The organism is Bradyrhizobium sp. 132, assembly GCF_023074185.1.
Taxonomy (GTDB): Bacteria; Pseudomonadota; Alphaproteobacteria; order Rhizobiales; family Xanthobacteraceae; genus Bradyrhizobium.
Genome location: NZ_JADPKY010000173.1, coordinates 76,454 through 100,335 on the forward strand (window position 1 = coordinate 76,454; position 23,882 = coordinate 100,335).

Sequence of the window (23,882 nt, forward strand, 5' to 3'; positions counted from 1 at the left end):
GCGGGACGCGAAATGGATCGCCTCCGACGCTCCCCAGGGAAGGATGACCGTGACCAAGGCTCCCGCAGCCTGTCTGATCGGATGGCCGGCCGCGCATTCGCGCTCGCCGCTGATCCACCATTACTGGCTGCGCACGCTCGGGATCGAGGGCGGCTATCTCATCGAGGCGGTTCCACCCGATAATTTGCGCGACTTCGTGCTGCGGCTGTCACTGCGCGGCTTCGCGGGCGCTAATGTCACCATCCCGCACAAGGAGAGCGTGCTTGAGCTCTCGAAGCCCGATGCCCGCGCGCAGGCGGTCGGAGCGGCCAACACGCTGTGGTTTGCGGACGGCGAGCTGCGCTCGACCAACACCGACGTCGAGGGTTTCATTGGCAATCTCGACGCCAGCGCGCCCGGATGGGACGCAGCCGGCGAGGCGCTGGTGCTGGGCGCCGGCGGCTCCTCGCGTGCGATCGTGTTCGGGCTGCTCGAACGCGGCTTCAAGCGCATCCATCTCGCCAACCGCACCATCGCGCGGGCCGAGACGCTTGCAAGACAATTCGGACCGAACGTGCATCCTGCTACATGGGACAGCGTGAACGGCCTCCTGCCGCGCGCAAAACTTCTCGTGAACACGACCTCGCTCGGCATGCACGGTCAGCCTTCACTCGACGTTGAAGTCGCCCGCCTGCCGGATGGCGCCGTGGTCGCCGATCTCGTCTATGTTCCGCTGATGACGCCGCTGCTGGCGGCCGCAAAGGCGCGAGGGCTGAAGACCGCCGACGGCCTAGGCATGCTGCTGCATCAGGCGGTTCGCGGCTTCGAGCTGTGGTTCGGCCAGCGGCCGCAGGTCACGGCCGAGCTGCGCGCGCTGGTCGAGGCCGATCTCACAAAGACTTGAGAGAATAGCGCGTAATCTCCGGCGTTCTATGTCCGTAGGGACAATAGGGACAATCGGAGACCATCATGTCTGTTCAACGTGCAACTTTCACACGTCCGCTCATCGCCGTCGCGATGGTGGCCGTCTCGACCCTCTCGGCACTTGCGCAAAGGGCGCCGGTGCCGACGCGCGTGCGCGGCACGATCGAAAGCGTCAATGGCGATACGATGCAAGTCAAGTCGCGCAGTGGTGAGGATGTCAAGCTCCACATCGCCTCCGACGTGAACGTGTCAGGCATTACGAGGATTTCACTCGCCGACATCAAGGCCGGCTCCTTCGTCGGCGCCACCACCGTGCCGGGACCGGACGGCGGTGCGAACGCGGTCGAGGTCCACGTGTTTCCGGAGAGCATGCGCGGCACCGGCGAGGGCTCGCGGCCCTATGACCTCAAGCCCAACTCCAGCATGACCAATGCGACCGTGTCGGAGAGCGTGGTCGGCAATGACGGCCATACGCTGCTGGTCAAGTACAAGGACGGCGAGAAGAAGGTGTTCGTCGCCGACAGCACGCCGGTGGTGACCTTCGTGCCCGGCGACAAATCCGATCTGAAGGCCGGCGCCAAGGTGATCGCCTTCATGAAGCAGCTGCCGGACGGCTCATTCGAGACCAACCGCGTCAGCGTCGGACGCGATGGTCTGACACCGCCGATGTGATTATTGCAGCCGGGAATAGCGGTGGTCACGCGGGGTTGCCGTATTGATCGCCGCTCCTCCCTGGAGGGATATCATGCCGAAAGTGAACAACTGGATGCCACGCCTCGTCGTGGCCGCATTCGCCGCTTGCATCGTTATTACGTCATCCGTCTCGGCGCAGCAGGCGCCGACGGTCCGCATCCGCGGAACCATCGAGAGCATCGACGGCAACATGCTCGATATCAAGACCCGCGAGGGTACTGACGTGAAAGTGCGCATGACCGACAACGTTGCCGTCTTCGCGGTGGTGAAGACCTCGTTGTCGGAGATCAAGGACGGCTCCTATATCGGCGTCACCGGCCTGCCCGAGCCCGACGGCACCCAGAAGGCGATCGCCGTGCACATCTTTCCCGAAAACCAGCGCGGCGCGGCCGAAGGTTTTCGTCCCTGGGATGCCCGCGCCAACTCGACCATGACCAACGCCACGGTCTCACAGACGGTGAGGGGCACCGACGGCCAGAACATCACGGTCAAGTACAAGGACGGTGAGAAGAAAGTCGTGGTTCCGCCGGACACGCCGATCGTCACCTTCGTCGCCAGCGACAAATCCGAGCTCAAGCCGGGCGCCAAGCTGATCATTTTTGGTGCGGCGAAGAAGGACGATGGTTCGCTGGAAGCCAACCGGGTGAATGTCGGCAGGGACGGCGTGACGCCGCCGATGTGAGGCGTGAAACTGGCAGAGCCGTAGGGTGCGTAAAGGCGCGCGAGCGCCGTGCCCACCATCTTTCCACGATCGCAGCAAAATGGTGGGCACGCTTTCGCTTTGCCCACCCTGCGGCGCCTCACATCGCAATGATATGATCGTCGATCTCGTCGATCCTGTTGACGCCGCACAGGCCCATGGTGGTGAGCAGCTCCTTCTGGATGATGTCGATCGCCTTGGCGACGCCGGCCTGGCCCCCGGCGCCCAGGCCGTAGGCGTAGGCGCGGCCGATCATGCAGGACTTTGCGCCGAGCGCGAGCGCGCGCATCACGTCCTGGCCGGAGCGGATGCCGCCGTCGAACATGATCTCCATCCTGTCACCGACCGCGTCGGCGATCTCGGGCAGCACCTCGATCGATGACGGGGCGCCGTCGAGCTGACGGCCGCCATGGTTCGACACGACGAGGGCCTGCGCGCCGGTCTTGGCGGCCTCCTCGGCGTCCTCGACGTCCAGAATGCCCTTGATGACGAGCTTGCCCGGCCAAATGCTGCGGACCCACTCGATGTCCTTCCAGTTCAGCGAGGTGTCGAACTGCGAGGCGGTCCATTCCGCGAGGCGATTGAGGTCCTCGGTGTTCTTCACGTGGCCGGCGATGTTGCCGAAGGTGCGGCGCTTGCCCTGCAGCACGCCGGAGACCCACGCCGGCTTGGTCGCGAAATCCAAAAATTTCGACAGCGTCCACTCGGGGGGGATCGTCATGCCGTTCTTGATGTCGGCATGGCGCTGGCCGATGACCTGGAGGTCGACGGTGAGCACGAGGGCGCTGCACTTGGCCGCCATCGCGCGCTGGATCAGCTCCTTGATGAAGCCGCGGTCCTTCATCACGTAGAGCTGGAACCAGAACGGCTTCTCGACATTGGCCGCGATGTCCTCGATCGAGCAGATCGACATCGTCGACTGCGTGAACGGGATACCGGCGGCTTGCGCGGCGCGGCAGGCATGAATCTCACCATCGCCATGTTGCATGCCGAGCAGGCCCACAGGCGCGAGCATCAGCGGCATGGTCGAGGACTCGCCGAGGATCGTGGTCGCGGTGTCGCGTTTGGAGACGTCGACCAGGATGCGCTGGCGGAACTTGATCGCCTGCATGTCATCGCGGTTGGCGCGCAGCGTTTCCTCGGCGTAGGAGCCGCGGTCGCAATAATCGAAGAACGCCTTCGGCACGCGGCGCTGATGCAGTGTGCGAAGATCGTCGATACAGGTGATATGCTTCATGAATTTTTCCCCGGCCCGTCTTTGCATCAGGAGTCTTGCATCGGAAGTCTTGCATCGGAAGATCGAGGGGTCATCTAGCATGGTTGGATGCTCAGCCAAATCGTTTGCATCCTTTGTGGAGAGGAGGTCGCCATGACGAGACCGCACGCCGGACCGACCCCGGAAGAGATCAAGGAGAAGCATGATCTCGAGGAAGCGCTGGAAGAAGGTCTGGAAGAAACCTTTCCGGGCTCCGATCCCGTCAACGTCACCCAGCCGGCGCCGAGCCGCGGGGACGGCCATGTGAAGCGCTCCAGCTAGGGGCGGGTTCCGCGCTGTTTCGGCATTTTCGCCGGGAATATAGTGTTAACAAGACGTTATCGGCGCCGTGGCGCGCCGGGTTCCGTAATGATTGATCATATTTTTTGAAGCCAAGTTAGCCGTGATGGCTCTATAAGAGCTCAGCAAATCAGGGATGCGGGGCCCGTTGGGGCACCCGAAGGTTGTAGTGGGGACCCCTGGTTGTTGCGTGGGGGACGATATGAGCCGCAAATATTTCGGGACGGACGGGATCCGGGGCCGCGCCAACGGACTGATCACGCCGGAGCTCGCGCTCAAGGTCGGCCAGGCCGCAGGCCTTGCGTTTCAGCGCGGTGACCACCGCCACCGGGTCGTGATCGGCAAGGACACCCGCCTGTCCGGCTACATGATCGAATACGCGATGGTCGCGGGCTTCACCTCGGTCGGTATGGACGTGCTGCTGGTCGGCCCGATGCCGACGCCGGCGGTGGCGATGCTGACCAAGTCGATGCGCGCCGATCTCGGTGTGATGATCTCCGCCTCGCACAATCTGTTCGAGGACAACGGCATCAAGCTGTTCGGCCCGCAGGGCTTCAAGCTTTCCGACGACGTCGAGAAGCAGATCGAGCAGCTGCTCGACGAGCCCATCGGCAAGCGTCTCGCACAGAGCGCCAGTCTCGGCCGCGCCCGCCGCATCGACGGCGTGCATGACCGCTATATCGAATTCGCCAAGCGCACGCTGCCGCGCGATCTGTCGCTCGACGGCCTGCGCGTCGTGGTCGATTGCGCCAATGGCGCCGCCTACAAGGTGGTGCCGGAAGCGCTGTGGGAGCTGGGCGCCGACGTGATTCCGATCGGCGTCGAGCCCGATGGCTTCAACATCAACAAGGAATGCGGCTCCACCTCGCCGGAAGCCTTGTCGAAGAAGGTCCGCGAGATGCGCGCCGACATCGGCATCGCACTCGACGGCGACGCCGATCGCGTCATCCTGGTCGACGAGCGCGGCCACATCGTCGACGGCGACCAGCTGCTCGCGGTGATCGCGCAGAGCTGGAAGGAAGACGGGCGGCTGTCGCGGCCGGGCATCGTCGCGACAGTGATGTCGAACCTCGGGCTTGAGCGTTTCCTCAAGGGGCAGGGGCTCGATCTCGTGCGCACGCCGGTCGGCGACCGCTATGTGCTCGAGCAGATGCTGAACGGCGGCTACAATCTCGGTGGCGAGCAGTCCGGCCACATCATCCTGTCCGACTATGCCACCACCGGCGACGGCTTCGTTGCCGCATTGCAGGTGCTTGCCGTGGTGCAGAAGCTGCGCCGGCCGGTGTCGGAAGTCTGCCACCGCTTCGATCCGCTGCCGCAGATCCTCAAGAACGTCCGTCACAAGGGCGGCAAGCCGCTCGACGACACCAGCGTCAAATCGGCGATCTCCGACGGCGAGCAACGGCTCAACGGCCATGGCCGCCTGCTGATCCGCTCTTCCGGCACCGAGCCGGTGATCCGCGTCATGGCCGAGGGCGAAGACCGCATCCTGGTCGAGGACGTCGTCGACACCATCGTTTCGGCGCTCGGACAGGCCGCGGCGGCCTAGGCGCATCCCAGCCATCGACGATTGGCGGTGGTTTGGCCGCCCCGGTCATCGTAGTCAGGCCGTGCGGCGGTTCGCCGCGCCTGCCGGGATACTCCATTGAACAAGCCCGTCGTCGTCTCCGAGGAAACGCTGACCGAGTCCGTCGTCGTCAGCGACGTGACGCCGGCGAAGTCGGCCGCAGGGCCGGCCTATGTCGTGCTTGCCGGCATCAGCTTCTCGCACTTCCTCAATGACACCATGCAGTCGCTGATCGCTTCGGTGTATCCGATCCTGAAGGACACCTACGCGCTCGACTTCGCACAGATCGGCATGATCACGCTGGCGTTCCAGTTCACGGCCTCGCTGCTCCAGCCAGTGGTCGGCCACTACACCGACAAAAAGGCGCAGCCCTATTCGCTGTCGATCGGCATGGCCTCGACCTTCTTCGGTCTCTTGCTGCTCAGCGCCGCCCACCAATATCTCGTCATCCTCGTCGCCGCCGCGCTGGTCGGTCTCGGCTCGGCAGTGTTTCATCCCGAATCCGCGCGCATCGCGCGGCTCGCCTCCGGCGGCCGCTACGGCTTTGCGCAATCGGTGTTCCAGCTCGGCGGCAGTTTTGGCACCTCGATGGGACCGGTATTGGCCGCGCTCATCGTCGTGCCGTTCGGGCAGGGCAGCATCGCCTGGTTTTCCTCGATCGCCTTCCTCGCGATCCTCATCCTCTGGCGCATCGGCCGCTGGTACGAACCGCAGATCAAGGCGAAGAAGACGGTCGCGATCGAGACCCATCCCGACGCGCCGAGCGCGCGTCGCGTCACCGTTGCGCTCCTCGTGCTGGTCGCGCTGCTGTTCTCGAAACAGCTCTACGTCTCGAGCCTGTCGAGCTATTACATCTTCTATCTGATCGACCGCTTTGGCGTGTCGACCCAGGCGGCGCAGATGTATCTCTTCGTTTTCCTCGCAGCGAACGCGGTCGGCGCTTTTCTCGGCGGTCCCCTGGGCGATCGCTACGGCCGCAAGATCGTGATCTGGATCTCGATCCTGGGCGCGCTGCCGTTCACGCTGGCGCTGCCCTATGCGGGGCTCTATGCGAGCGCGGTGCTCTCGGTGATCATCGGCCTGATCATCTCTTCGACGACGTCGTCGATCATCGTGTTCGCGCAGGAGCTGGTACCGCATCGCTTCGGCATGATCTCCGGCGTGTTCTTCGGCGTCGCCTTCGGCATCGGGGGCCTGGGCGCGGCCGTGCTCGGCAAGCTCGCCGACCACACCTCGATCGAGTTCGTCTACCAGGTCTGTGCCTATCTGCCGGCGATCGGCCTGCTCGCGGTGTTCCTGCCCAAGCTGCCGCGGCACGTCCGTTAACGCATCCTGTCTTGCCGCAACGCGGCTTCATACAACGTTAGCAATTGCGACGTTCAGCCGCCGCATTTTTGCAGCGCTCTTGCCGCATCGGCGTGTGAGTTGAGAAAAAATCAACCTTAAAAATTAGGGTTAAGTGGCGCTTAAACATTTGCTGGCATCGTCCGGGCCGTGAGTTTCCAGAACGTGAGGCGCCGTATTTGCCTCACCGGCCAAAAGGACGAAGCCAATGCGTAGCGTTAAGTCTCTCCTTGCCGCGGGTGCGGCAACCCTGATGTCCTCGATGGCGTTCGCCGCCGACATGCCGATCGCAGCGCCCCCTCCGATGTACGCGCCCCCGCCGCCGCCCTCGGACTTCGGCGGCTGGTATCTGCGCGGCGACGTCGGCATGACCAACCAGAGCGCCAAGCGCATCGACAGTGCGACTGCGGCAGCGTTCCCGACCACGACGACGGGGCTCGGTTTCGACTCCTCGCCGCTGTTCGATCTCGGCGTCGGCTATCGCTTCAACAACTGGTTCCGCGCCGACTTGATCGGTCAGTACCGCGGCAAGGCCAATCTGCACGGTGCGGACAACGTCATTGCGCCCGGCTTCGTTGGCTCCAACAATTACAGCGGCAGCAAGTCCGAGTGGGTCGTCATGGCGAATGCCTATGTCGATCTCGGCACTTGGTGGTGCATCACGCCGTTCATCGGCGCCGGTGTCGGCGGCTCCTACAACAAGATCAGCGGCTTCCGTGACGACGGCGTGTCATACAGCCCGTTGCTGAACAACAGCGTCGCCTACTTCGCCGACAACGGGAAGTGGAATTTGGCCTGGGCGGCTCACGCCGGTCTCGCCTACAGGGTCAACCCCGGGTTCACGGTCGAACTGGCCTACAGCTACATGAATCTCGGCGACGCGGCGCCCGGCAACTACCGCCTGTTCGACAACAGTGCCTCCGGCCCGTCCACGATCAAGATCAAGGAGCTCACCTCGCACGATATCAAGCTCGGCGTGCGCTGGGATCTCAACAGTCCGCCGGCCTACATGCCGCCGCTCGTCACCAAGGGCTGATCGTCAGCCTGATCGCTTTAGACTTCTTAGCGGCGCGGGATCATCCCGCGCCGTTTTGCTTTGCGTATTTTTCATGGCTTCACCGCGACGAAAGTCCCCGGTGCAACCATTGGTTAAGGTTAACGGGCCATGATCACGAGCGAAAGTTCGAGTTCGATGGAGCGTTCGATGCGTAGGCTTTGGTTGGCGGCGGCGATATTGGGGACGGTCTCTGCCGCGCACGCGGCCGATCTCTCTGACCTGCCCATCCTGCGCGGCAGCTTCACGGACGGACTGTCGAAGACGTCCCACAACTGGGACGGTTTCTATGTCGGCGGCCAGTTCGGCTTTGCCACGACCGACGTCGATTTCAGTCACGCCCCAAAGACGATGACCGACTTCATGCTTCGCAACAGCATCCTCCAGGCGCCGGTCGGCGGCTGGGCGCTGCTGCCGAGTAACCACGTGCAGTCGACCGGGTTTGGCGCCTATGTCGGCCGCAATTGGCAGCTCTACGATGCGGTGTTCGGCGTCGAGGCCAATTACAGCTACATGAACAATCTGTCGAGCTCGGCGAGCGATTCCATGGCGCGATTGCTCCCTGGCGAAACGGCTCCGACTGGCCATACTTATACCTACGCCACCACGCTCGGTGGTGGTGCTGCGCTGAAGCTCAAGGATTACGCAACCTTTCGCGGCCGCGTCGGCTGGGACGGGGGCGACTTCATGCCGTATGCCTTTGCCGGCTTGGCAATCGGACGCGCCGAAGTTTCGAGATTTGCGACAGTATCCTGGCAGAAGTACGATGACTTCGACGACGTCGTAGTCAACGGCGGCATAGCCACAACGGTTCATAGACATCTGCCCGCCGGTTCGGACACACTGTCCAAGACTGAGCTGCGCACCAACAGCTTCATGTACGGATGGACGGCCGGTATCGGTGTCGAGTACGCGATCTGCGGCAACATCCTGCTTCGCGGCGAATGGGAGCATGTCGGCTTTTCGAACGTGAAGGACATCACGGTCGGCCTGAACAACTTCCGCGTCGGCGCTGGCTACCAGTTCTGAGCCGTCCGCTTCCTGTTGACAGCCTTGTTTCCTCCTGATGCTCTGTCGCTGAACGCGCGGGGGCAGCGATGCGGATCTACGGCGATACCAATTCCGGCAATTGTCTGAAGGTGAAGTGGGTCTGCGACAAGCTCGCATTGCCTTACCGATGGATCGAAATAGATACGCGCAAGGGCGAGACGCGCACGCCCCAATTCCTAGAGATGAACGGCGCCGGCCAGGTGCCAACCGTCGCCTTGGACGACGGTCGCACGCTGGCGCAATCCAATGCCATCATCCGCTATCTCGCACGCGACAGCGCGCTCGTTCCGCGCGATGCCTTCACGGCCGCCAAGATGGACGAATGGCTGTTCTGGGAACAATACAGCCACGAGCCCTATATCGCGGTGTGCCGCTTCCAGCTCGTCTATCTCGGCAAGGACGCCTCCGAGCTCGATCCTGAAAAGGTCAAGCGCGGCTATGCGGCGCTCGACCGCATGGAGCAGCATCTCGCCGGCAGCCGTTTCCTTGCTGGGGACGCGGTTTCGCTCGCCGACGTGTCGCTGCTCGCCTATACCCGCGTTGCGCATGAAGGCGGCTTCGATCTCAGCCGCTTTGCTGCCGTCCGCCGCTGGATCGCCGAAGCCGAGGCCTTTCTCAGGCTTCCCAAGGTGCGTTAAGGCGCGCTGAGGCAGGAGTATCGCAATGAACGCTGAATCCGTCTCCATTCGTCCGGCGCGCCGCGAGGATGTTGCTGCGATCGTCGCGATGCTCGCCGACGATCGTCTCGGGAGCGCACGCGAGCGCGTGGAAGATCCGTTGCCTGCGGTCTATTACGAGGCATTCGCGCGGGTCGGGCGCGATGAAAATCTCCAGCTCGTGGTTGCCGAGAGCGAGGACAGGGTGGTCGGCTGCCTGCAACTCGCGATCCTGCCCGGCATCAGCTCGCAGGGCGGTATGCGCGGTCTGCTCGAAGATGTCCGCGTTGCTTCCGATTGCCGCAGCCGCGGCATCGGCGAACAATTGGTGCAATGGGCGGTGACCGAAGCGAAAGCGCGCGGCTGCAATCTGGTCGAATTGCTGACTCATCAGACGCGAACAGATGCGCAGCGCTTCTACAAGCGGCTCGGATTTACATCGAGCCACGTCGGCATGACTGTTCGCTTTTGATGCAATGCGCCGCGAGCGTTGCACGATCAGCGAAATCGGATCGCGTGTTCGGTCATGTTAAGAGCTGATAAACTACCCGTTCGTGGTTCACGTGGAACCGGGAGCGAACGGTGCTACGGCAGCGTCTGCAACCGGGCTCGGTCGGTTCGGGGATTTCGATGAAAAGCTATTCGATAATCAAGGTCGGCAACGATTACGTCGTGCAGGCCAATGACAAATGCATTTTGAAAGTTGGCAGCCGCCGCCGTGCCGCGCAATTGATCAGCGATGCCACGGGCTTGCTGAACGCGCTTGCAGTGGTCGAATCCCCGGATATCGCACCGGAGGCGCCATCACTCGCGCGTGAGGTCCCGGAACTTCCTTGACGACTCTTCCCGTTTCCCGTATCAGCCGCGGCGGGACACCTCCCCCCAACGGGAGGCTTACTATCTGGAAGGGTAGACTATGACTGTAGCGAAGCCCGCTTCGCGGCCGAACGTGCCGCATTTTTCCTCCGGCCCCTGCGCCAAGCGCCCCGGATGGAATGCCCAAAATCTCAAGGACGCAGCGCTCGGCCGTTCGCATCGCGCGAAGGTCGGCAAGACCAAACTCAAGCTCGCGATCGACTTGACGCGCGAAGTGCTTGAAGTGCCCGCCGATTATCGCATCGGCATCGTGCCGGCCTCCGATACCGGCGCGGTCGAGATGGCGCTGTGGTCGATGCTGGGTGCGCGGCCCGTCACCACGCTCGCCTGGGAATCCTTCGGCGAAGGCTGGGTCAGCGACATCGTCAAGGAATTGAAGCTCAAGGACGTCACCAAGCTCAACGCTGGCTACGGTGAACTCCCCGACCTCTCCAAGGTCGATCCGAAGTCCGACGTCGTCTTCACTTGGAACGGCACCACATCAGGCGTGCGCGTGCCGAACGCTGACTGGATCAGCGCGACCCGCGAAGGCCTGACCATCTGCGACGCCACCTCGGCCGCGTTCGCGCAAGCCCTCGACTGGGCCAAGCTCGACGTCGTCACCTTCTCCTGGCAGAAGGCGCTCGGCGGCGAGGCCGCGCACGGCATGCTGATCCTGTCGCCCCGCGCGGTGGAACGGCTCGAAACCTACAAGCCGGCCTGGCCGCTGCCGAAAATCTTCCGCATGACCAAGGGCGGCAAGATCAACGAGGGCATCTTCGTCGGCGAGACCATCAACACGCCGTCGATGCTCTGCGTCGAGGATTATCTCGACGCGCTGAACTGGGGCAAGTCGATCGGCGGCCTGAAGGCGCTGATCGCGCGCGCCGACGCCAACACCAAGGTGCTCGCCGACTGGAAGGCGAAGACGCCGTGGATCGACTTCCTCGCCAAGGACGCCGCGATCCGCTCCAACACTTCGGTGTGCCTGAAGTTCACCGATCACGCGATCACCTCGCTCTCCGAGGACGCGCAGGCTGACTTCTCCAAGAAGCTGGTGGCGCTGGTCGAGAAGGAAGGCGCGGGCTACGACTTCGCGTACTACCGCGATGCGCCCGCCGGCCTGCGCATCTGGTGTGGTGCGACCGTCGAGGCCAGTGATGTCGCGCTGCTGACGCAGTGGATCGACTGGGCTTTTGCCGAGACCAAGGCCGCGCTCGCCAAGGCGGCGTGAGCTTTCTTTCTTAGCCTCTCCCCGAACGAACGGGGAGAGGGAGAAGAAACCGCTCCGAGACATCAACTTATTCCGGTCGACGGCCGCCCTGGTTTCAGGGAAGGTAGAGGATTATCCCCATGACTAAACCCAAAGTTCTCATTTCCGATGCGCTCTCTCCCGCAGCCGTGCAGATTTTCAAAGACCGCGGCGTTGAGGTCGATTTCCAGCCCAATCTCGGCAAGGACAAGGACAAGCTCGCCGAGATCATCGGCAATTACGACGGCCTTGCGATCCGCTCCGCGACGAAAGCGACCGCCAAGATCCTCGAGAAGGCCACCAACCTCAAGGTAATCGGCCGCGCCGGGATCGGCGTCGACAACGTCGAGATTCCCGCCGCCACGGCCAAGGGCATCATCGTGATGAACACGCCGTTCGGCAATTCGATCACGACCGCCGAGCACGCCATCACCCTGATGCTGGCGCTGGCGCGCGAGATTCCGCAGGCGGACGCTTCGACCCAGGCCGGCAAGTGGGAAAAGAATCGCTTCATGGGTGTCGAGATCACCGGCAAGGTGCTCGGCGTCGTCGGCTGCGGCAACATCGGCTCGATCGTCGCCGACCGCGCGCTCGGCCTGCGCATGAAGGTGATCGCGTTCGATCCGTTCCTGTCGCCGGAGCGCGCCAGGGACATCGGGGTCGAGAAGGTCGATCTCGACGATCTCCTGAAGCGCGCCGATTTCATCACGCTGCATACGCCGCTGACCGAGAAGACCAAGAACATCATCGATGCTGCCGCGATCGCCAGGATGAAGAAGGGCGTGCGCCTGATCAACTGCGCCCGCGGCGGCCTCGTCGACGAGCAGGCCGTGGTCGACGCCTTGAATTCCAAGCATATCGCGGGCGCCGCCTTCGACGTCTTCGTCGAGGAGCCCGCCACTGCGAACGTGCTGTTCGGTCACCCCAACGTGATCTGCACGCCGCATCTCGGCGCGTCCACCACCGAAGCGCAGGAGAACGTCGCGCTCCAGGTCGCCGAGCAGATGTCGGATTACCTGCTGACCGGCGCGATCTCGAATGCCGTCAACTTCCCCTCGATCACCGCGGAAGAGGCGCCGAAGCTGAAGCCGTTCATCACGCTCGCCGAGAAGCTCGGCTCGTTTGCCGGCCAGCTCACCGAGACCGGCATCCTCAAGGTCGAGATCACCTATGAAGGCCACGTCGCCGAGATGAAGATCAAGGCGATCACCTCTGCGGTATTGTCGGGCCTGCTGCGGCCGATGCTGGGCGAGGTCAACGTCGTGTCCGCGCCCGTCGTCGCCAAGGAGCGCGGCATGGTGGTCGACGAGATCGTGCGCGCCGCGCAGAGCGACTATGAGAGCCTGATCACCGTGACGGTCGCGACCGAACGCCAGGAGCGCTCGGTCTCCGGCACCGTCTATCACGACGGCAAGCCGCGCCTCGTCGACATCAAGGGCATCCGCGTCGACGCCGAGTTCGGCAAGTCGATGATCTACGTCACCAACGAGGACAAGCCGGGCTTCATCGGCAAGTTCGCAGGGCTTCTCGGCGACGCCAAGATCAACATCGCGACCTTCCATCTCGGCCGTGTCGAGCAGGGCGGCGATGCCATCGCGCTGGTCGAAGTCGACGGCGCGGTGCCGGCCGATCTGCTCGCAAAGGTGCAGGCCCTGCCGCAGGTCAAGCAGGTCAAGGCGCTGACGTTCTGATACGCCCACATATTCCGACCAGCGGAACAACGCCGCCCTCTCGCGAGGGCGGCGTTTTGTTTGGCTGGTAGGCCCCAGTAATTTCCCCGCCGCCTGCAAACTTTGTGTACCAATGGCGCCCAGGACGCTCCGTACCATCGTTCGAAAAGGGAGAAGACAATGCGTGAAGCCGTCATCGTTTCCTATGCGCGCACGGGCCTCGCAAAATCCGGCCGCGGCGGGTTCAACATCACGCCGCCGATGTCGCTGGCGGCCCACGCCATCCAGCACGCGGTGAACCGCGCCGGTGTCGAGAAGGACTATGTCGAGGATTGCTATCTCGGCAATTGCGCCCATGGCGCGCCGAACATCGGCCGCCAGGCCGCGCTGCTCGCCGGCCTGCCGACGACCACCGCCGGCGTCTCGGTGAACCGCTTCTGCTCGTCGGGGCTGCAGACCATCGCGATGGCCGCCAACTCGATCCGCTCCGACGGCGCCGATTGCATCGTCGCCGGCGGCGTCGAGAGCATCTCGATGCCGGGCGGCGGGACGCCGAAGGAGACGATCGATCCGGAATTGCTCAAGGTCGCGCCTGACATCTTCATGGCGATGATCGACACCGCCGACATCGTCGCCGAGCGCTACAAGCTCAGCCGCGAATACCAGGACGAGTTCTCGCTGGAATCGCAGCGCCGCATGGCGGCGTCCCAGCAGGCGGGAAAATACAAGGACGAGATCGTCCCGATGAAGACCAGGATGAAGGTCGTCGACAAGCAGACCAAGGCGGAGAGCATCGTCGACTACGTCGTCGATCGCGACGAGTGCAATCGCCCCGAGACCACGCTGGAAGGTCTCGCCAAGCTCGAGCCGGTGAAGGGCCCCGGCAAGTCCGTCACCGCCGGCAATGCCAGCCAGCTCTCGGACGGCGCCGCCGCCGTGGTGCTGATGGAAGCCAAGGACGCGGAGAAGCGCGGCCTGAAGCCGCTCGGCCGCTTCGTCGCCTGGGCGACCGCCGGCTGCGAGCCCGACGAGATGGGCATCGGACCGGTGTTCGCGATTCCGAAACTGCTCAAGCGCACCGGCCTGAAGATCGACGACATTGATCTGTGGGAGCTCAACGAGGCGTTCGCCAGCCAGTGCCTCTACTCCCGCGACAAGCTCGGCATCGATCCCGCCAAGTACAACGTCAACGGCGGCTCGATCGCGATCGGCCATCCCTTCGGCATGACCGGCGCCCGGCTCACCGGCCACCTGCTGCAGGAAGGCGCCCGCCGCAAGGCCAAGTGGGGCGTCGTGACGATGTGCATCGGCGGCGGCCAGGGCGGCGCGGGCCTGTTCGAGATCTATAGCTGAGATCAAGCGATATGAATGCGAAGGGCACGGCGCCGCAAGCGTGGTGCCTTTTTCGTTGCGCGTCGATCGCCACGAAACTATATAGCTCGTGTCGGAAAAGGCAGACTTGGTCTGGTGAGCCCAAGTCCTTTCGGTAACGAAAGCTCTGGTCTTTGGCCTTGTGCACGAGATCCCCACGACGAACATCGGACGCCGCCAAGGCGCCCCATCGTTCGTCCGTGTGATTCTCGAAGCCCAGGGAACGCTCCGGTCGAACATCGACCACAGGAGCGTCTCATGCAAACTCAATCCTCGAATCTGCAATCCTCTAGTCCATACGACGTCGTCGTTGCGGGTGCCGGCCCAGTCGGCCTGTTTCTCGCGTGCGAGTTGCGGCTCGCCGGTCTCCAGGTCCTGGTGCTGGAGCAATCGCAAGACCCGCATTCGGCGCTGAAGCAACTCCCGTTCGGCCTGCGCGGCCTTTCGATCCCCACGCTCGAGGCGTTCCACCGGCGTGGCTTGCTGGACGATATCGTGGCCGCGCAGCACCTTGCCTCAGGCGCCATCAAGTCCGCTGCCCATTGGATGCAGCAGACCCGACGGCCCGCAGGTCATTTCGCCGGCATCCAGTTCTATCAGGACAACATCGATGTTGCGAAGTGGCCCTGGCGTCTGCCGACGCCGGCCGATGCCGGCGTCGCGGTCGATATGGAAACTCTCGAATCCGTTCTGGCCGCGCGCGCATCCCGCCTGGGCGTCGAAATCCGGCGCGGCTTCGGCGTCGATGCCGTTGCCGCTTCAGACGAAGACGTAATGGTGCAGGCGGCCGGCGAGACCTTCCGGGGACGCTGGCTCGTCGGTTGCGACGGCGGCCGCAGCACGGTGCGGAAGATGAGAGGCTTCGACTTCGTCGGCACCGACCCCGAATTCACAGGCTATTCCGTCGAAGTCGAGCTGGCCGATCCGGACAAGCTAAGCCCGGGCCGCAACTACACGCCGACGGGCGTGTATACCTTTGCGCAGCGAGGGACGATCGCGATGGTCGATTTCGACGGTGGTGCCTTCCACCGGACCGAGCCGATCACACCCGAGCATGTGCAGAAGGTCCTGCGACGAGTCTCCTGCACGGACGTCACCATCACAGCGCTTCGGCTTGCCGCCACCTGGACGGATCGGGCCTATCAGGCCACGACATATCGCAAGGGGCGCGTGCTCCTGGCCGGCGACGCCGCCCACATCCACTCGCCGCTCGGCGGCCAAGGCCTCAATCTCGGTCTCGGCGATGCGATGAATCTCGGTTGGAAGCTGACGGCTGCGATCCGCGGAGATGCGCCCGCCGACCTCCTCGACACCTATTCGCGCGAGCGGCATCCGGTCGGCGCGCAGATCCTCGACTGGTCGCGCGCGCAGGTCGCGATCATGCGGCCGACGCCGAGCACGCGCGCGCTCCAGGCCATCATGCGCGATCTGATCGCGACCCGGGACGGTGCGAGCTATTTCGCCGAACGCGTGCGCGGCGTTTCGCTCCGCTACGATCTCGGCGGCGGCCATCCGCTTGTGGGCCGCAGTGTTCCCGATTTCGAATTGTTCGATGGAACGACGGTCGGAGAACGCCTCCGGACGGCGAAAGGTCTATTGCTGGATTTTGACGCTCGATCACCGCTTCAAGCGCTTGCGAGCCGCTGGAGTGGTCGGATCGATTACGTCGCTGATGACGTCAGGGATCGGCTGGGCCTGAGCGCCGTGCTGGTGCGCCCCGATGGTTTTGTCGCGTGGGCCAGTGACGGTGCGGCCGACGAGAAGGAAGCTGCTCAGGCCGCATCGCGATGGTTCGGTGAATCCTCGGCGCGCGCATCTGCGTAGCCCGCATGAGCGGAGCGATATGCGGGACCTTTCACGGGTGTCGCTTCGCTCAGGCGGACTACGCCGTTCACGCCTTCGCCAGCGCCGGTGCGAACACCACCTCGATCAGCGAGCCGGAGTTCGCCGCGCTCTTGATGTTGAACCGGGCGCGGTTGGCTTCGACCAGGGCTTTGGTCAGCGACAGGCTGAGCGCCGAATTGTCTTCGGCGTCGCCAGGTGGCGGGGTGCGGAACGGCTCCATCGCGGCGGCGACTTCGCGCTCGCTAAGGCCATGACCGGTGTCGCGGATGCGAAGGGCGACCTCGCCGTGGTCGGACAGCGCCGTCGAGACGATGACCTGGCCGCCGGCGCTGGCAAGCCGGATCGAGTTCGAGATCAGATTCATGGTGATCTGCCGCATCGCGCGCGCATCCACGCTCACCTGCGGCAGCGCATGGCCGAGCGAGGTGCGGATGATGATGCGCTCGCGATTGGCCTGCGGCTGCATCACGACCACGCAGGCTTCGACGAGATCATTGAGGTTGAGGTTGGCGAAGTTGAGGTCGAGCTTGCCGGTCTCGATCCGCGACAGCTCGAGCAGATCGTCGATGATGGCGATCACGCGCTCGCCGGAGGCGCGGATGTCCTTCATGTACTCGCCGTAGCGCTCGTTGCCGAGCGTGCCGAAACGTTCGGAGATCATCACCTCGGAAAAGCCGATGATGGCGTTGAGCGGCGTGCGGATCTCGTGGCTGATCCGCGCCAGCATGTCGGCCTTGGCATTCGCCGCACCGTCGACGAGGCGGCGGGCCTGCGTCAGCTCGCTCTCGCCCTGCTTGCTGTGCGAGAGGTCGCGGAACACGGCGAAGAAGTTCGGGCCGTCGGGCCTGGTGCGGCCCATGATCATCGCGAGCGGAATGACGCCGCCCTTCTTTTCGCGCCCCAGCACCTCGCGGCCGTGGTCGAGCAGGCTCGCGATGTCCTGGCTCTTGAGGTTTTCGAGATAGTCGATCACGACATGCTGGCTCTCCGGTGCAAACAGCGTCACCAGATTCTGCTGCATCAGCGTCTCGCCGTCATAGCCGAACAACGCCTCGGCGCTGCGGTTGCAGGCGTGGATGTTGCCCTCGGCGTCGAACATGACGATGCCCTCGGCCGTGGTGTCGAGGATCGCGGCGAGATCTTCCGCGGCCGCATCGCCGGCCTCGGGCTCGGGCGCGAAGAGGAAGGACTCCGGGACGATGGTCTCGACGACGACAGGCGAGGCGGCAACAGGTGCAGCCACGACAGCGGCAGGATTGGGCAGCGCGCAGATCAGCGCGTGCGCGCTCTCGCCGTCCCAGTCGATCGTGTGCAGATGCGCCTCGGTGGTTGGAAGCGGCGCTTCGCCATTGGCGAGCGTCGCGCTGATCGTAACAGGCGTGCCGCCTTGCGACGTGCTGCTGGCCGCGGACACGCCCGGCTCGACATAAAGCGCATCGAGCCCGCCGGCGTTCTCCAGTGCGCTCAGGCCGGCATAGCCCATGCGCGCGAGGAAGGCGGGGTTGGCGTAGAGCAGGCGGTCGAGCCGATAGATCAAGATGCCCGTCGGCAGCAGGTCGAGCAGCGCGCGGTCGCGCGTGCTGTGGCCGTGCGCGGGCGGCGCGGGTTCGTTCAACCATTCGGCCGGTGCGTGCGGGGCTTCCGTCTCCGGCGTCGGCGGTTCGGGCTTGATCTCTGCCGCCGGCGGCTCGGATGAAGCCGCGATGGTTTCCTTGTCGCGTTCGAGGCGCTCGGACAATTGCCGGGCCAGCTCGTTGAACGCGCTGTTCTCGACCGGCGTCAGCGTCGGCGATCTGGTGTCGCCGGGCGCTCGGAACGGCAGGACATTGGGAGGCGTTTCCACTGGCGTTTCCGGATCGGTTGGGTGTGAATTCGCTGCGGTTGTGGGTTGGGGCAGTTCAGATTCAGGCTCAGGCGGCTCGATCGGCGGCGGCGGTGCCTCCGGTTCAGACTTGGCTTCGGGCTCGGGCTCGACCACGTCGGCGGACAGGCTTTGCGGCGCCGGCGGTTCGGCCAACAGTTCGAAACGCCTGAGCGCCTCGAGCCGGTTAAGGCCGTCGACATCGCGGCAGACGCCAAATCCCTTGAAGCCCGCGAAATTGCGCGCGCCGTCATAGATGGGCAGCCCTGCAAGCTCGACCGGCAGATGCTCGCCGCCATCGGCCGGCCAGTTCACGGTGATCCCGGCCCAGGTGTCCTCGCTTGCGAGCGCCTGCGCCACGCGGCTTTCAGGATCGAGCGCAAATGCGTCGGCGATCTCGCGCCACGGGCGGCCGAAGCCGGCGGCCGTGTGCGCGCCGATCAGGTGGATGAACTCGCTGGTTGCGAGCACAAAGCGGCCCTCTGCATCCATCTGCCAGAGAAAGCGCAGCGGATGCTGACGCGGTGCGGGCGGCTCTTCGTGGCCCGATGGCGGCTCGACCATGTGTGACGTGATCGGCGCGGCCTGCGGCGACACGATGGCCTCTGGCGAGTTTTCAACCGGAGTCTTGCACGCGGCTTCGGCGACGGCTTCCTCGACCGCTTCCTGGATCGTGGCGATCTCTGTCGTCGGCTCGCTCAAAGGCGGTTCGTGCGCGTTCGTCCCGGTTGCTTCCGGCGCTTCGACCGGCTCGGCAAAGGCGTCGAACAGCGCGAATTCGGATGGAGCCTCGTTCGGCAGCGCGGGTTGTGCATGCTCCGGCACGGCGGCTGGAGGCGCGGGCGGCGCAGCCTCGGGCTGAGCGATCTCCTCGCGCGCGATGTCTTCTTTGGCTTCAGGCGCAGCATCCGCCTCCGCCGTCGCAGCCACCTGCACGGCAGGCTCGATCAGCGCGACCAGGCCGACATCGGCCCCGCTGCCGACCCGTTGCAGCACCATCTGGCCGATGCCGATCGGCGTCTCGGCGCGGCCCTGGCGAAGCGCATCGCTGCGCGCCTGGTCGAGGCCGGCATCAGTGAGATCGCGGAAGCCGAGCAGGGGACGGGCGGTCTCGCTGGCGCCGACGAACAGGCCGTCGGGCGCGAACGCCGCCATCGGCACCTTGGCGTTATCGACGAGACGAAGCAGGCGCTCGACCAGCGGCATGGTGTGCAAGCCGGGGTCCATCGCGGTGACGAGGACCGCGCGGCCGCCGTCGGCGAAGTCGAGCCGCGCGCAGGCGCAGGTCATCAGCGTGCCGAGCCGCGCGCCGAAGCCGCGCAGCCGTTCGAGCCGGATGGCTCCGTTCGGAGGCAGCCGGCCGGCAAGCCGGACGACCTGGCGGCGGTGGCTGTCAGCGGGGCCGAAAGTCCTGTCCGCGAGCGCGGCGCTATGTGCCGCGCCAAACAGCTTTGCGCCGACCGGATTGGCCCAGAGCACGCGCGTGCCGTCGGTCGACCAGAGCCAGGCGGGCAGCGGGGAGGTCGCGTGCACGGCCAGCCGGGGATCGCCCACACCTCGCAACTGGAAATCCGAACTCGTCATCCGACCGGCTTCGCGTCTCGCTTGTCAGCATCAAGGTGCAAGGCTGCCGGGAATGACAGCCTTAAGAAAGGGTTAGTATCGCGCGCCGGCGCGGGCAGGTCCACGGCGCCGGTCCCTAGCGGCGGCCCAAAGCCGCGATAACCTTAATGTGGCTGACCCCGCAAGCCGCAGCGCGGTTGCATCCCCATCCTTCGCGACGCCCGCTTTTTGGCGGGTTCCTCGGGCGCCGACGCCGCCCAGCCTCATCCTGAGGAGACCGCGCAGCGGTCGTCTCGAAGGACGAGGCGCGCGCTCAAATTGCCGCCCAAATACCTCAACCGAGGGTTCCCCCGTCCGGGAACCTCATCTTTACCGAGATTAAATTTTGCAATGCACCCTCCCAACCCGTTGCGTTGCACAATGTTGACATCTTAGGCAGGCATGGTCCGGGCGCTGGGCGAGCCATCATTCGTTTCGCGTTTCCAGTCTTGGTACCCGCCAACACATGGCCCCGGTTGGCCGGCGGGCGCGGCCGGAAGGCTCACTCCGTTTTTTCATTAGTGTGAGGGATAACCATGACAGGTGCGACTGATCCGTTTTCTGCCTCGATCATTCCGTTCGAGGTCCCCGAGCAGATGCGTGCGTTCGCCGAAAAGGGCGTGTCGCAGGCCCGCGAGAGCTACGCCAAGTTCAAGGACGCCGCCGAGACCCACAACGGCACCGTCGAGGCCGTGTTCACCTCCGCCAACAAGGGCGCGAGCGAGTACACCGCCAAGCTGGTGGAGTTCATGAAGGCCAACACCAGCGCCCAGCTCGACTTCGCCCAGCAGCTGTTCAGCCTCAAGTCGCCGGCCGAAGCGCTGCAGCTGTGGACCGGCCACACCCGCACCCAGCTCGAGACCTTCCAGTCCCAGGCCAAGGAGCTGGTCGAGCTGACCCAGCGCGTCGCCGCGGCGACCGCCGAGCCGATCAAGGCCAGCGCCGCGAAGCTCTACACGCCCGCCGCCTAAGCGGATTGGGTCGTTTGAGTTAAGAAACCCGGGCCTAGAGCCCGGGTTTTGCTTTGGAAATAACGTCGCCGAGCGGACGATTTGGGCGTCTTGCGGCCTTGCCAAAAACGCCCGTTGCACCTAGTTTCCGCCCCGTCCAGCCCCCTTAGGTCACGGCCCTTTCAGGGCGCCCAGAGGCGCGGCTCGCAAGGATGCAGTTGTAGCTCAGTTGGTTAGAGCGCCTGTCTGTGGAACAGGAGGTCGGTGGTTCGAGCCCACCCAACTGTACCACCGTTGCGGATTACTCCGCGTTCCCAGCATCTTATTGATAGACCAGTGGATTTGCGCCGCCTAAAATACAAAAGGCTGCACAAATGGCGTTGCGGATGGTCGGGTTAAGTCGAGTTGCGGATGGTCGGTGGTTTGCGCGTAAGGGCATCCCAGAGGATGTCCGCGAGGAGTATCAACGGCTCTATGGCGTGAAGCGTGAAGCCCACCTGAAGCTTCCAGCAGACACGCCAAGGCATGAAGCCGCAGCGCGCCTCGGTGAATGGATGGCAGATGTTGAGACCCGCATTGCCACGCTGCGTGCTCAGCGCAATGGCGAGGGCCAGCCGCTCACCAAGCTCAACGCCATCGCTCTCTCAGGCCGGTGGTACTCGTGGTTCGTGAAGCAACACGAGGCGGACCCGGGAAAGCCAAAGTATTGGCGCGAGTTCAGCGACCATGTCGTCTACAACGTGATCCGTCCCGAGGCGCCAGACGATTACGAAGAGGACCCCAAAGCCGATTCTCAGTGGGATTGGGCAAGAGAACCAGACGTGCGCGAGGCGGTGAGACCGCAGATTGCCGAATTGGCGCGCGTAGCGACGTTCTTGGCGAGCGAGGGGAAGGCGCTGAACCCGACTGCCTATGCGCTATTCGTGGATGCCGTCAGTGACAATCTGTCGGACGCTATCTCAACGCTAGAAAAGCGCGCGAACGGTGATTACTCCCGCGATGAGACGCCAGATACCTTCCCGCCTTTCACGGACGGGCCTTCGCGTGCCGCAGGTGTGAGTTGCTGGGACCTGTTCGAGGCCTTCGTTATCGCGACGAAGCCAGCAGACAAGACGGTGAGCCGATGGCGTGCCGTTTTCCTTGAGATGCAGCGAGACTTCGCTGACGTCGGAGCAAACGGGATCACCGAGGACGGAGCCCGCAAGTGGGTGCATGGCTTGATCACCGAGGAGCGTCAAGCAATCACCGTTCGCGAGGTTTGGCTATCGTCCTCTCGTCGCGTCTTTGGCTGGGCGCGCGAGCACAAGCGCATTGCGCAAAACCCGTTCAAGGAAGTGCGGGTGGACGTGCCTCGAAAGGTGCAGACCCGCGAGGAGGGGCGCAGCTTCAGTGATGTGGAAGCCAAAATCATTCTTCAAGCGAGCTTCGCCATACAGAAGCCCCTCACGCCTACTCAGCGGACACGTCGCTGGGTGCCATGGCTGTGTGCTTATTCGGGAGCGCGTCCGGGCGAAATCACGCAGTTGCGCGGCATCGACGTAGAGGACCGTAAGGGGCTCTTCGTGATGAGGCTCACCCCGGATGCGGGCACGATCAAGACAGCGAAGCCCCGCACTGTGCCTATCCACGAGCACCTATTGGCTCAAGGTTTCATTGAGATGGTGAGGCGGGTCGGCAAGGGTGCGCTGTTCTACAACGACAAGACGCCGCAACGATTGAGCGCTGATCCCTTGAAGCCGTCGCGGTCGCGCGCTGATACCGCCCGGGCGCACCTCGGGGAATGGGTGCGAGGCTTAGGTGTCAAAGATACTGAACTTAGCCCCAATCATGCTTGGCGCCACACTTTCAAAAGGCGCGCTGACGAAATTGGGATGCGGGAGAAGATGAACGACGCGATAACGGGACACACGCAGGCCTCTGAAGGCAGGAAGTACGGCGCGCCTACCCCGACTGCGATGGCAGAGGCTCTGAAGAAATTTCCTCGATACAAGCTGGATTGACCGCATTGCTCAGAGGGACCGTCACGTGTCTCCCGGGGAGTGTGTAGCGCACACGTGCCACGGAGCGCACGCAGGCCGCAAGCGCTGATCAGGTTTAGCTGTTGAGTGCGTACCGCCGGTAAGGGCGCTGCCGGGATACACAGAAAGGATCACGCATCATGATCACTAAAATTACCACCGCTTCCTCTACGCAGCCCTTCAACTCGGGGGAAATCTGAGCCGAACAGCTGGAGAGTTAGCCGCGTACTCACCTTCGCATTTCGCGGCTCGCCTTTGGGAGCGCGTGGGCAACACCGGGTTAGCTTTGGAAGGCCTTATGGGCCGCGTTGCTGATCGGTGCGGCATCGACATCTGCGCATACATGATCGATCGGGCTTACGAGGTCTGATCCCGTCTGGCACGAAAAGAAAACGGCCGCATCCGAGGGCTCCTAATGGAAACCTTTTGATGCGGCCGGTGTTCTCTCCGCCAATTGAGGCGGCCTCTTGGGAGCCCAGCAATGACCCGGAAGCGGATCGCCGCAATCGCTGCTGTGTGTGTTTTTGTTGTCGGGATGGTTGCCTTCTACTTCTTGGTCGGCGCGATCAGGGATCGGTATTCCGAACTAGCTACATACGCCATTTGCATGGCCGCCTTTGGGATGGTGTGCGGTCTCGCCCACCTGACCGAGCGGATGATCTACACGCCACCCGACAAGCGAACTTAAGGCTGCACCGGGGGCTCCACATGGAAACCCTCGGTGTGACCAGTGCCTTTTGCTACGCGGCTTTCACAAGAAAGCTCTTCGAACCCCGGCCGACGCCGGGAATGTAGCTTACGCCCATCTCTCGGAGTGCCTGCGTCGTCGGGTGCTCACTGACCTGCCTCCGAAGTTTCATCCAGTGGCGATTAGAGCCTCAGCGGATGTTACGCCGTTTGGCGCGGGGTGAGCAACGTGCGATCGGCGGAGCTGGT

General features: G+C 63.9%; 20 protein-coding genes and 1 tRNA gene. 19 read left to right on the forward strand and 2 right to left on the reverse strand.

What is annotated here, in order from left to right; all coding sequences use genetic code 11:
• Positions 1–43 precede the first annotated feature (43 nt).
• The 3 genes from IVA74_RS38530 to IVA74_RS38540 all read left to right on the forward strand — a co-directional run bounded on the left by IVA74_RS38530 (position 44) and on the right by IVA74_RS38540 (position 2,278).
• Complete coding sequence (locus tag IVA74_RS38530; RefSeq protein WP_247353064.1) at positions 44–883, forward strand: shikimate dehydrogenase; 840 nt, start codon at positions 44–46, stop codon at positions 881–883.
• Positions 884–948: 65 nt separating this feature from the next.
• Positions 949–1,575 (forward strand): hypothetical protein, encoded by a 627-nt coding sequence (locus IVA74_RS38535; protein WP_247353065.1) that lies wholly within the window; start codon positions 949–951, stop codon positions 1,573–1,575.
• Between the two features lie 94 nt (positions 1,576–1,669).
• Positions 1,670–2,278, forward strand: coding sequence for a hypothetical protein (locus IVA74_RS38540; RefSeq protein ID WP_247353094.1), 609 nt, complete (start codon positions 1,670–1,672; stop codon positions 2,276–2,278).
• 118 nt (positions 2,279–2,396) lie between these two features.
• On the opposite strand, the gene IVA74_RS38545 is transcribed toward IVA74_RS38540, so the two are convergent.
• Positions 2,397–3,533 carry an alpha-hydroxy acid oxidase gene (locus IVA74_RS38545; RefSeq protein ID WP_247353066.1) on the reverse strand — a complete coding sequence of 379 codons (1,137 nt, stop codon included), beginning with the start codon at positions 3,531–3,533 and terminating at the stop codon, positions 2,397–2,399.
• Between the two features lie 132 nt (positions 3,534–3,665).
• On the opposite strand from IVA74_RS38545, the gene IVA74_RS38550 reads away from it, so the two are divergent.
• From IVA74_RS38550 to IVA74_RS38605, 12 genes are all read left to right on the forward strand, one after another.
• Positions 3,666–3,833, forward strand: coding sequence for a hypothetical protein (locus tag IVA74_RS38550; protein WP_247353068.1), 168 nt, complete (start codon positions 3,666–3,668; stop codon positions 3,831–3,833).
• A 220-nt stretch (positions 3,834–4,053) separates the two neighbouring features.
• Positions 4,054–5,400 (forward strand): phosphoglucosamine mutase, encoded by a 1,347-nt coding sequence (gene glmM, locus IVA74_RS38555; protein ID WP_247353069.1) that lies wholly within the window; start codon positions 4,054–4,056, stop codon positions 5,398–5,400.
• A 96-nt stretch (positions 5,401–5,496) separates the two neighbouring features.
• Entirely contained in the window at positions 5,497–6,744 is a 1,248-nt protein-coding gene (locus IVA74_RS38560) for an MFS transporter (RefSeq protein ID WP_276577009.1), read from the forward strand.
• 226 nt (positions 6,745–6,970) lie between these two features.
• Positions 6,971–7,798: an outer membrane beta-barrel protein gene (locus IVA74_RS38565; protein ID WP_247353070.1), complete on the forward strand. Its 828-nt coding sequence runs from the start codon at positions 6,971–6,973 to the stop codon at positions 7,796–7,798.
• A 168-nt stretch (positions 7,799–7,966) separates the two neighbouring features.
• Positions 7,967–8,845, forward strand: a complete 879-nt coding sequence (locus IVA74_RS38570) for an outer membrane beta-barrel protein (RefSeq protein WP_247353071.1) — start codon at positions 7,967–7,969, stop codon at positions 8,843–8,845.
• A 68-nt stretch (positions 8,846–8,913) separates the two neighbouring features.
• Complete coding sequence (locus IVA74_RS38575; protein ID WP_247353073.1) at positions 8,914–9,504, forward strand: glutathione S-transferase family protein; 591 nt, start codon at positions 8,914–8,916, stop codon at positions 9,502–9,504.
• A gap of 25 nt (positions 9,505–9,529) precedes the next feature.
• On the forward strand, positions 9,530–9,994 hold the full coding sequence (locus IVA74_RS38580) for a GNAT family N-acetyltransferase (protein WP_247353075.1): 465 nt from the start codon (positions 9,530–9,532) through the stop codon (positions 9,992–9,994).
• 158 nt (positions 9,995–10,152) lie between these two features.
• Positions 10,153–10,359, forward strand: coding sequence for a hypothetical protein (locus IVA74_RS38585; RefSeq protein ID WP_247353076.1), 207 nt, complete (start codon positions 10,153–10,155; stop codon positions 10,357–10,359).
• A gap of 79 nt (positions 10,360–10,438) precedes the next feature.
• Entirely contained in the window at positions 10,439–11,611 is a 1,173-nt protein-coding gene (locus tag IVA74_RS38590; RefSeq protein WP_247353078.1) for a phosphoserine transaminase, read from the forward strand.
• 119 nt (positions 11,612–11,730) lie between these two features.
• Positions 11,731–13,320 carry a phosphoglycerate dehydrogenase gene (serA, locus tag IVA74_RS38595; protein ID WP_247353079.1) on the forward strand — a complete coding sequence of 530 codons (1,590 nt, stop codon included), beginning with the start codon at positions 11,731–11,733 and terminating at the stop codon, positions 13,318–13,320.
• A gap of 159 nt (positions 13,321–13,479) precedes the next feature.
• Positions 13,480–14,652: an acetyl-CoA C-acyltransferase gene (locus IVA74_RS38600; protein ID WP_247353081.1), complete on the forward strand. Its 1,173-nt coding sequence runs from the start codon at positions 13,480–13,482 to the stop codon at positions 14,650–14,652.
• Positions 14,653–14,928: 276 nt separating this feature from the next.
• Positions 14,929–16,494, forward strand: coding sequence for an FAD-dependent monooxygenase (locus IVA74_RS38605; RefSeq protein WP_247353083.1), 1,566 nt, complete (start codon positions 14,929–14,931; stop codon positions 16,492–16,494).
• A 67-nt stretch (positions 16,495–16,561) separates the two neighbouring features.
• On the opposite strand, the gene IVA74_RS38610 is transcribed toward IVA74_RS38605, so the two are convergent.
• Positions 16,562–19,960 (reverse strand): PAS domain-containing protein, encoded by a 3,399-nt coding sequence (locus tag IVA74_RS38610; protein ID WP_247353085.1) that lies wholly within the window; start codon positions 19,958–19,960, stop codon positions 16,562–16,564.
• 554 nt (positions 19,961–20,514) lie between these two features.
• Here IVA74_RS38610 and IVA74_RS38615 point away from each other — a divergent pair.
• The 4 genes from IVA74_RS38615 to IVA74_RS38630 all read left to right on the forward strand — a co-directional run bounded on the left by IVA74_RS38615 (position 20,515) and on the right by IVA74_RS38630 (position 23,634).
• On the forward strand, positions 20,515–20,949 hold the full coding sequence (locus IVA74_RS38615) for a phasin (protein WP_247353087.1): 435 nt from the start codon (positions 20,515–20,517) through the stop codon (positions 20,947–20,949).
• A 193-nt stretch (positions 20,950–21,142) separates the two neighbouring features.
• A tRNA-His gene (locus IVA74_RS38620) sits at positions 21,143–21,219 on the forward strand.
• 83 nt (positions 21,220–21,302) lie between these two features.
• On the forward strand, positions 21,303–22,928 hold the full coding sequence (locus IVA74_RS38625) for a hypothetical protein (RefSeq protein WP_247353088.1): 1,626 nt from the start codon (positions 21,303–21,305) through the stop codon (positions 22,926–22,928).
• Between the two features lie 499 nt (positions 22,929–23,427).
• On the forward strand, positions 23,428–23,634 hold the full coding sequence (locus IVA74_RS38630) for a hypothetical protein (protein ID WP_247353089.1): 207 nt from the start codon (positions 23,428–23,430) through the stop codon (positions 23,632–23,634).
• Positions 23,635–23,882: the final 248 nt, after the last annotated feature.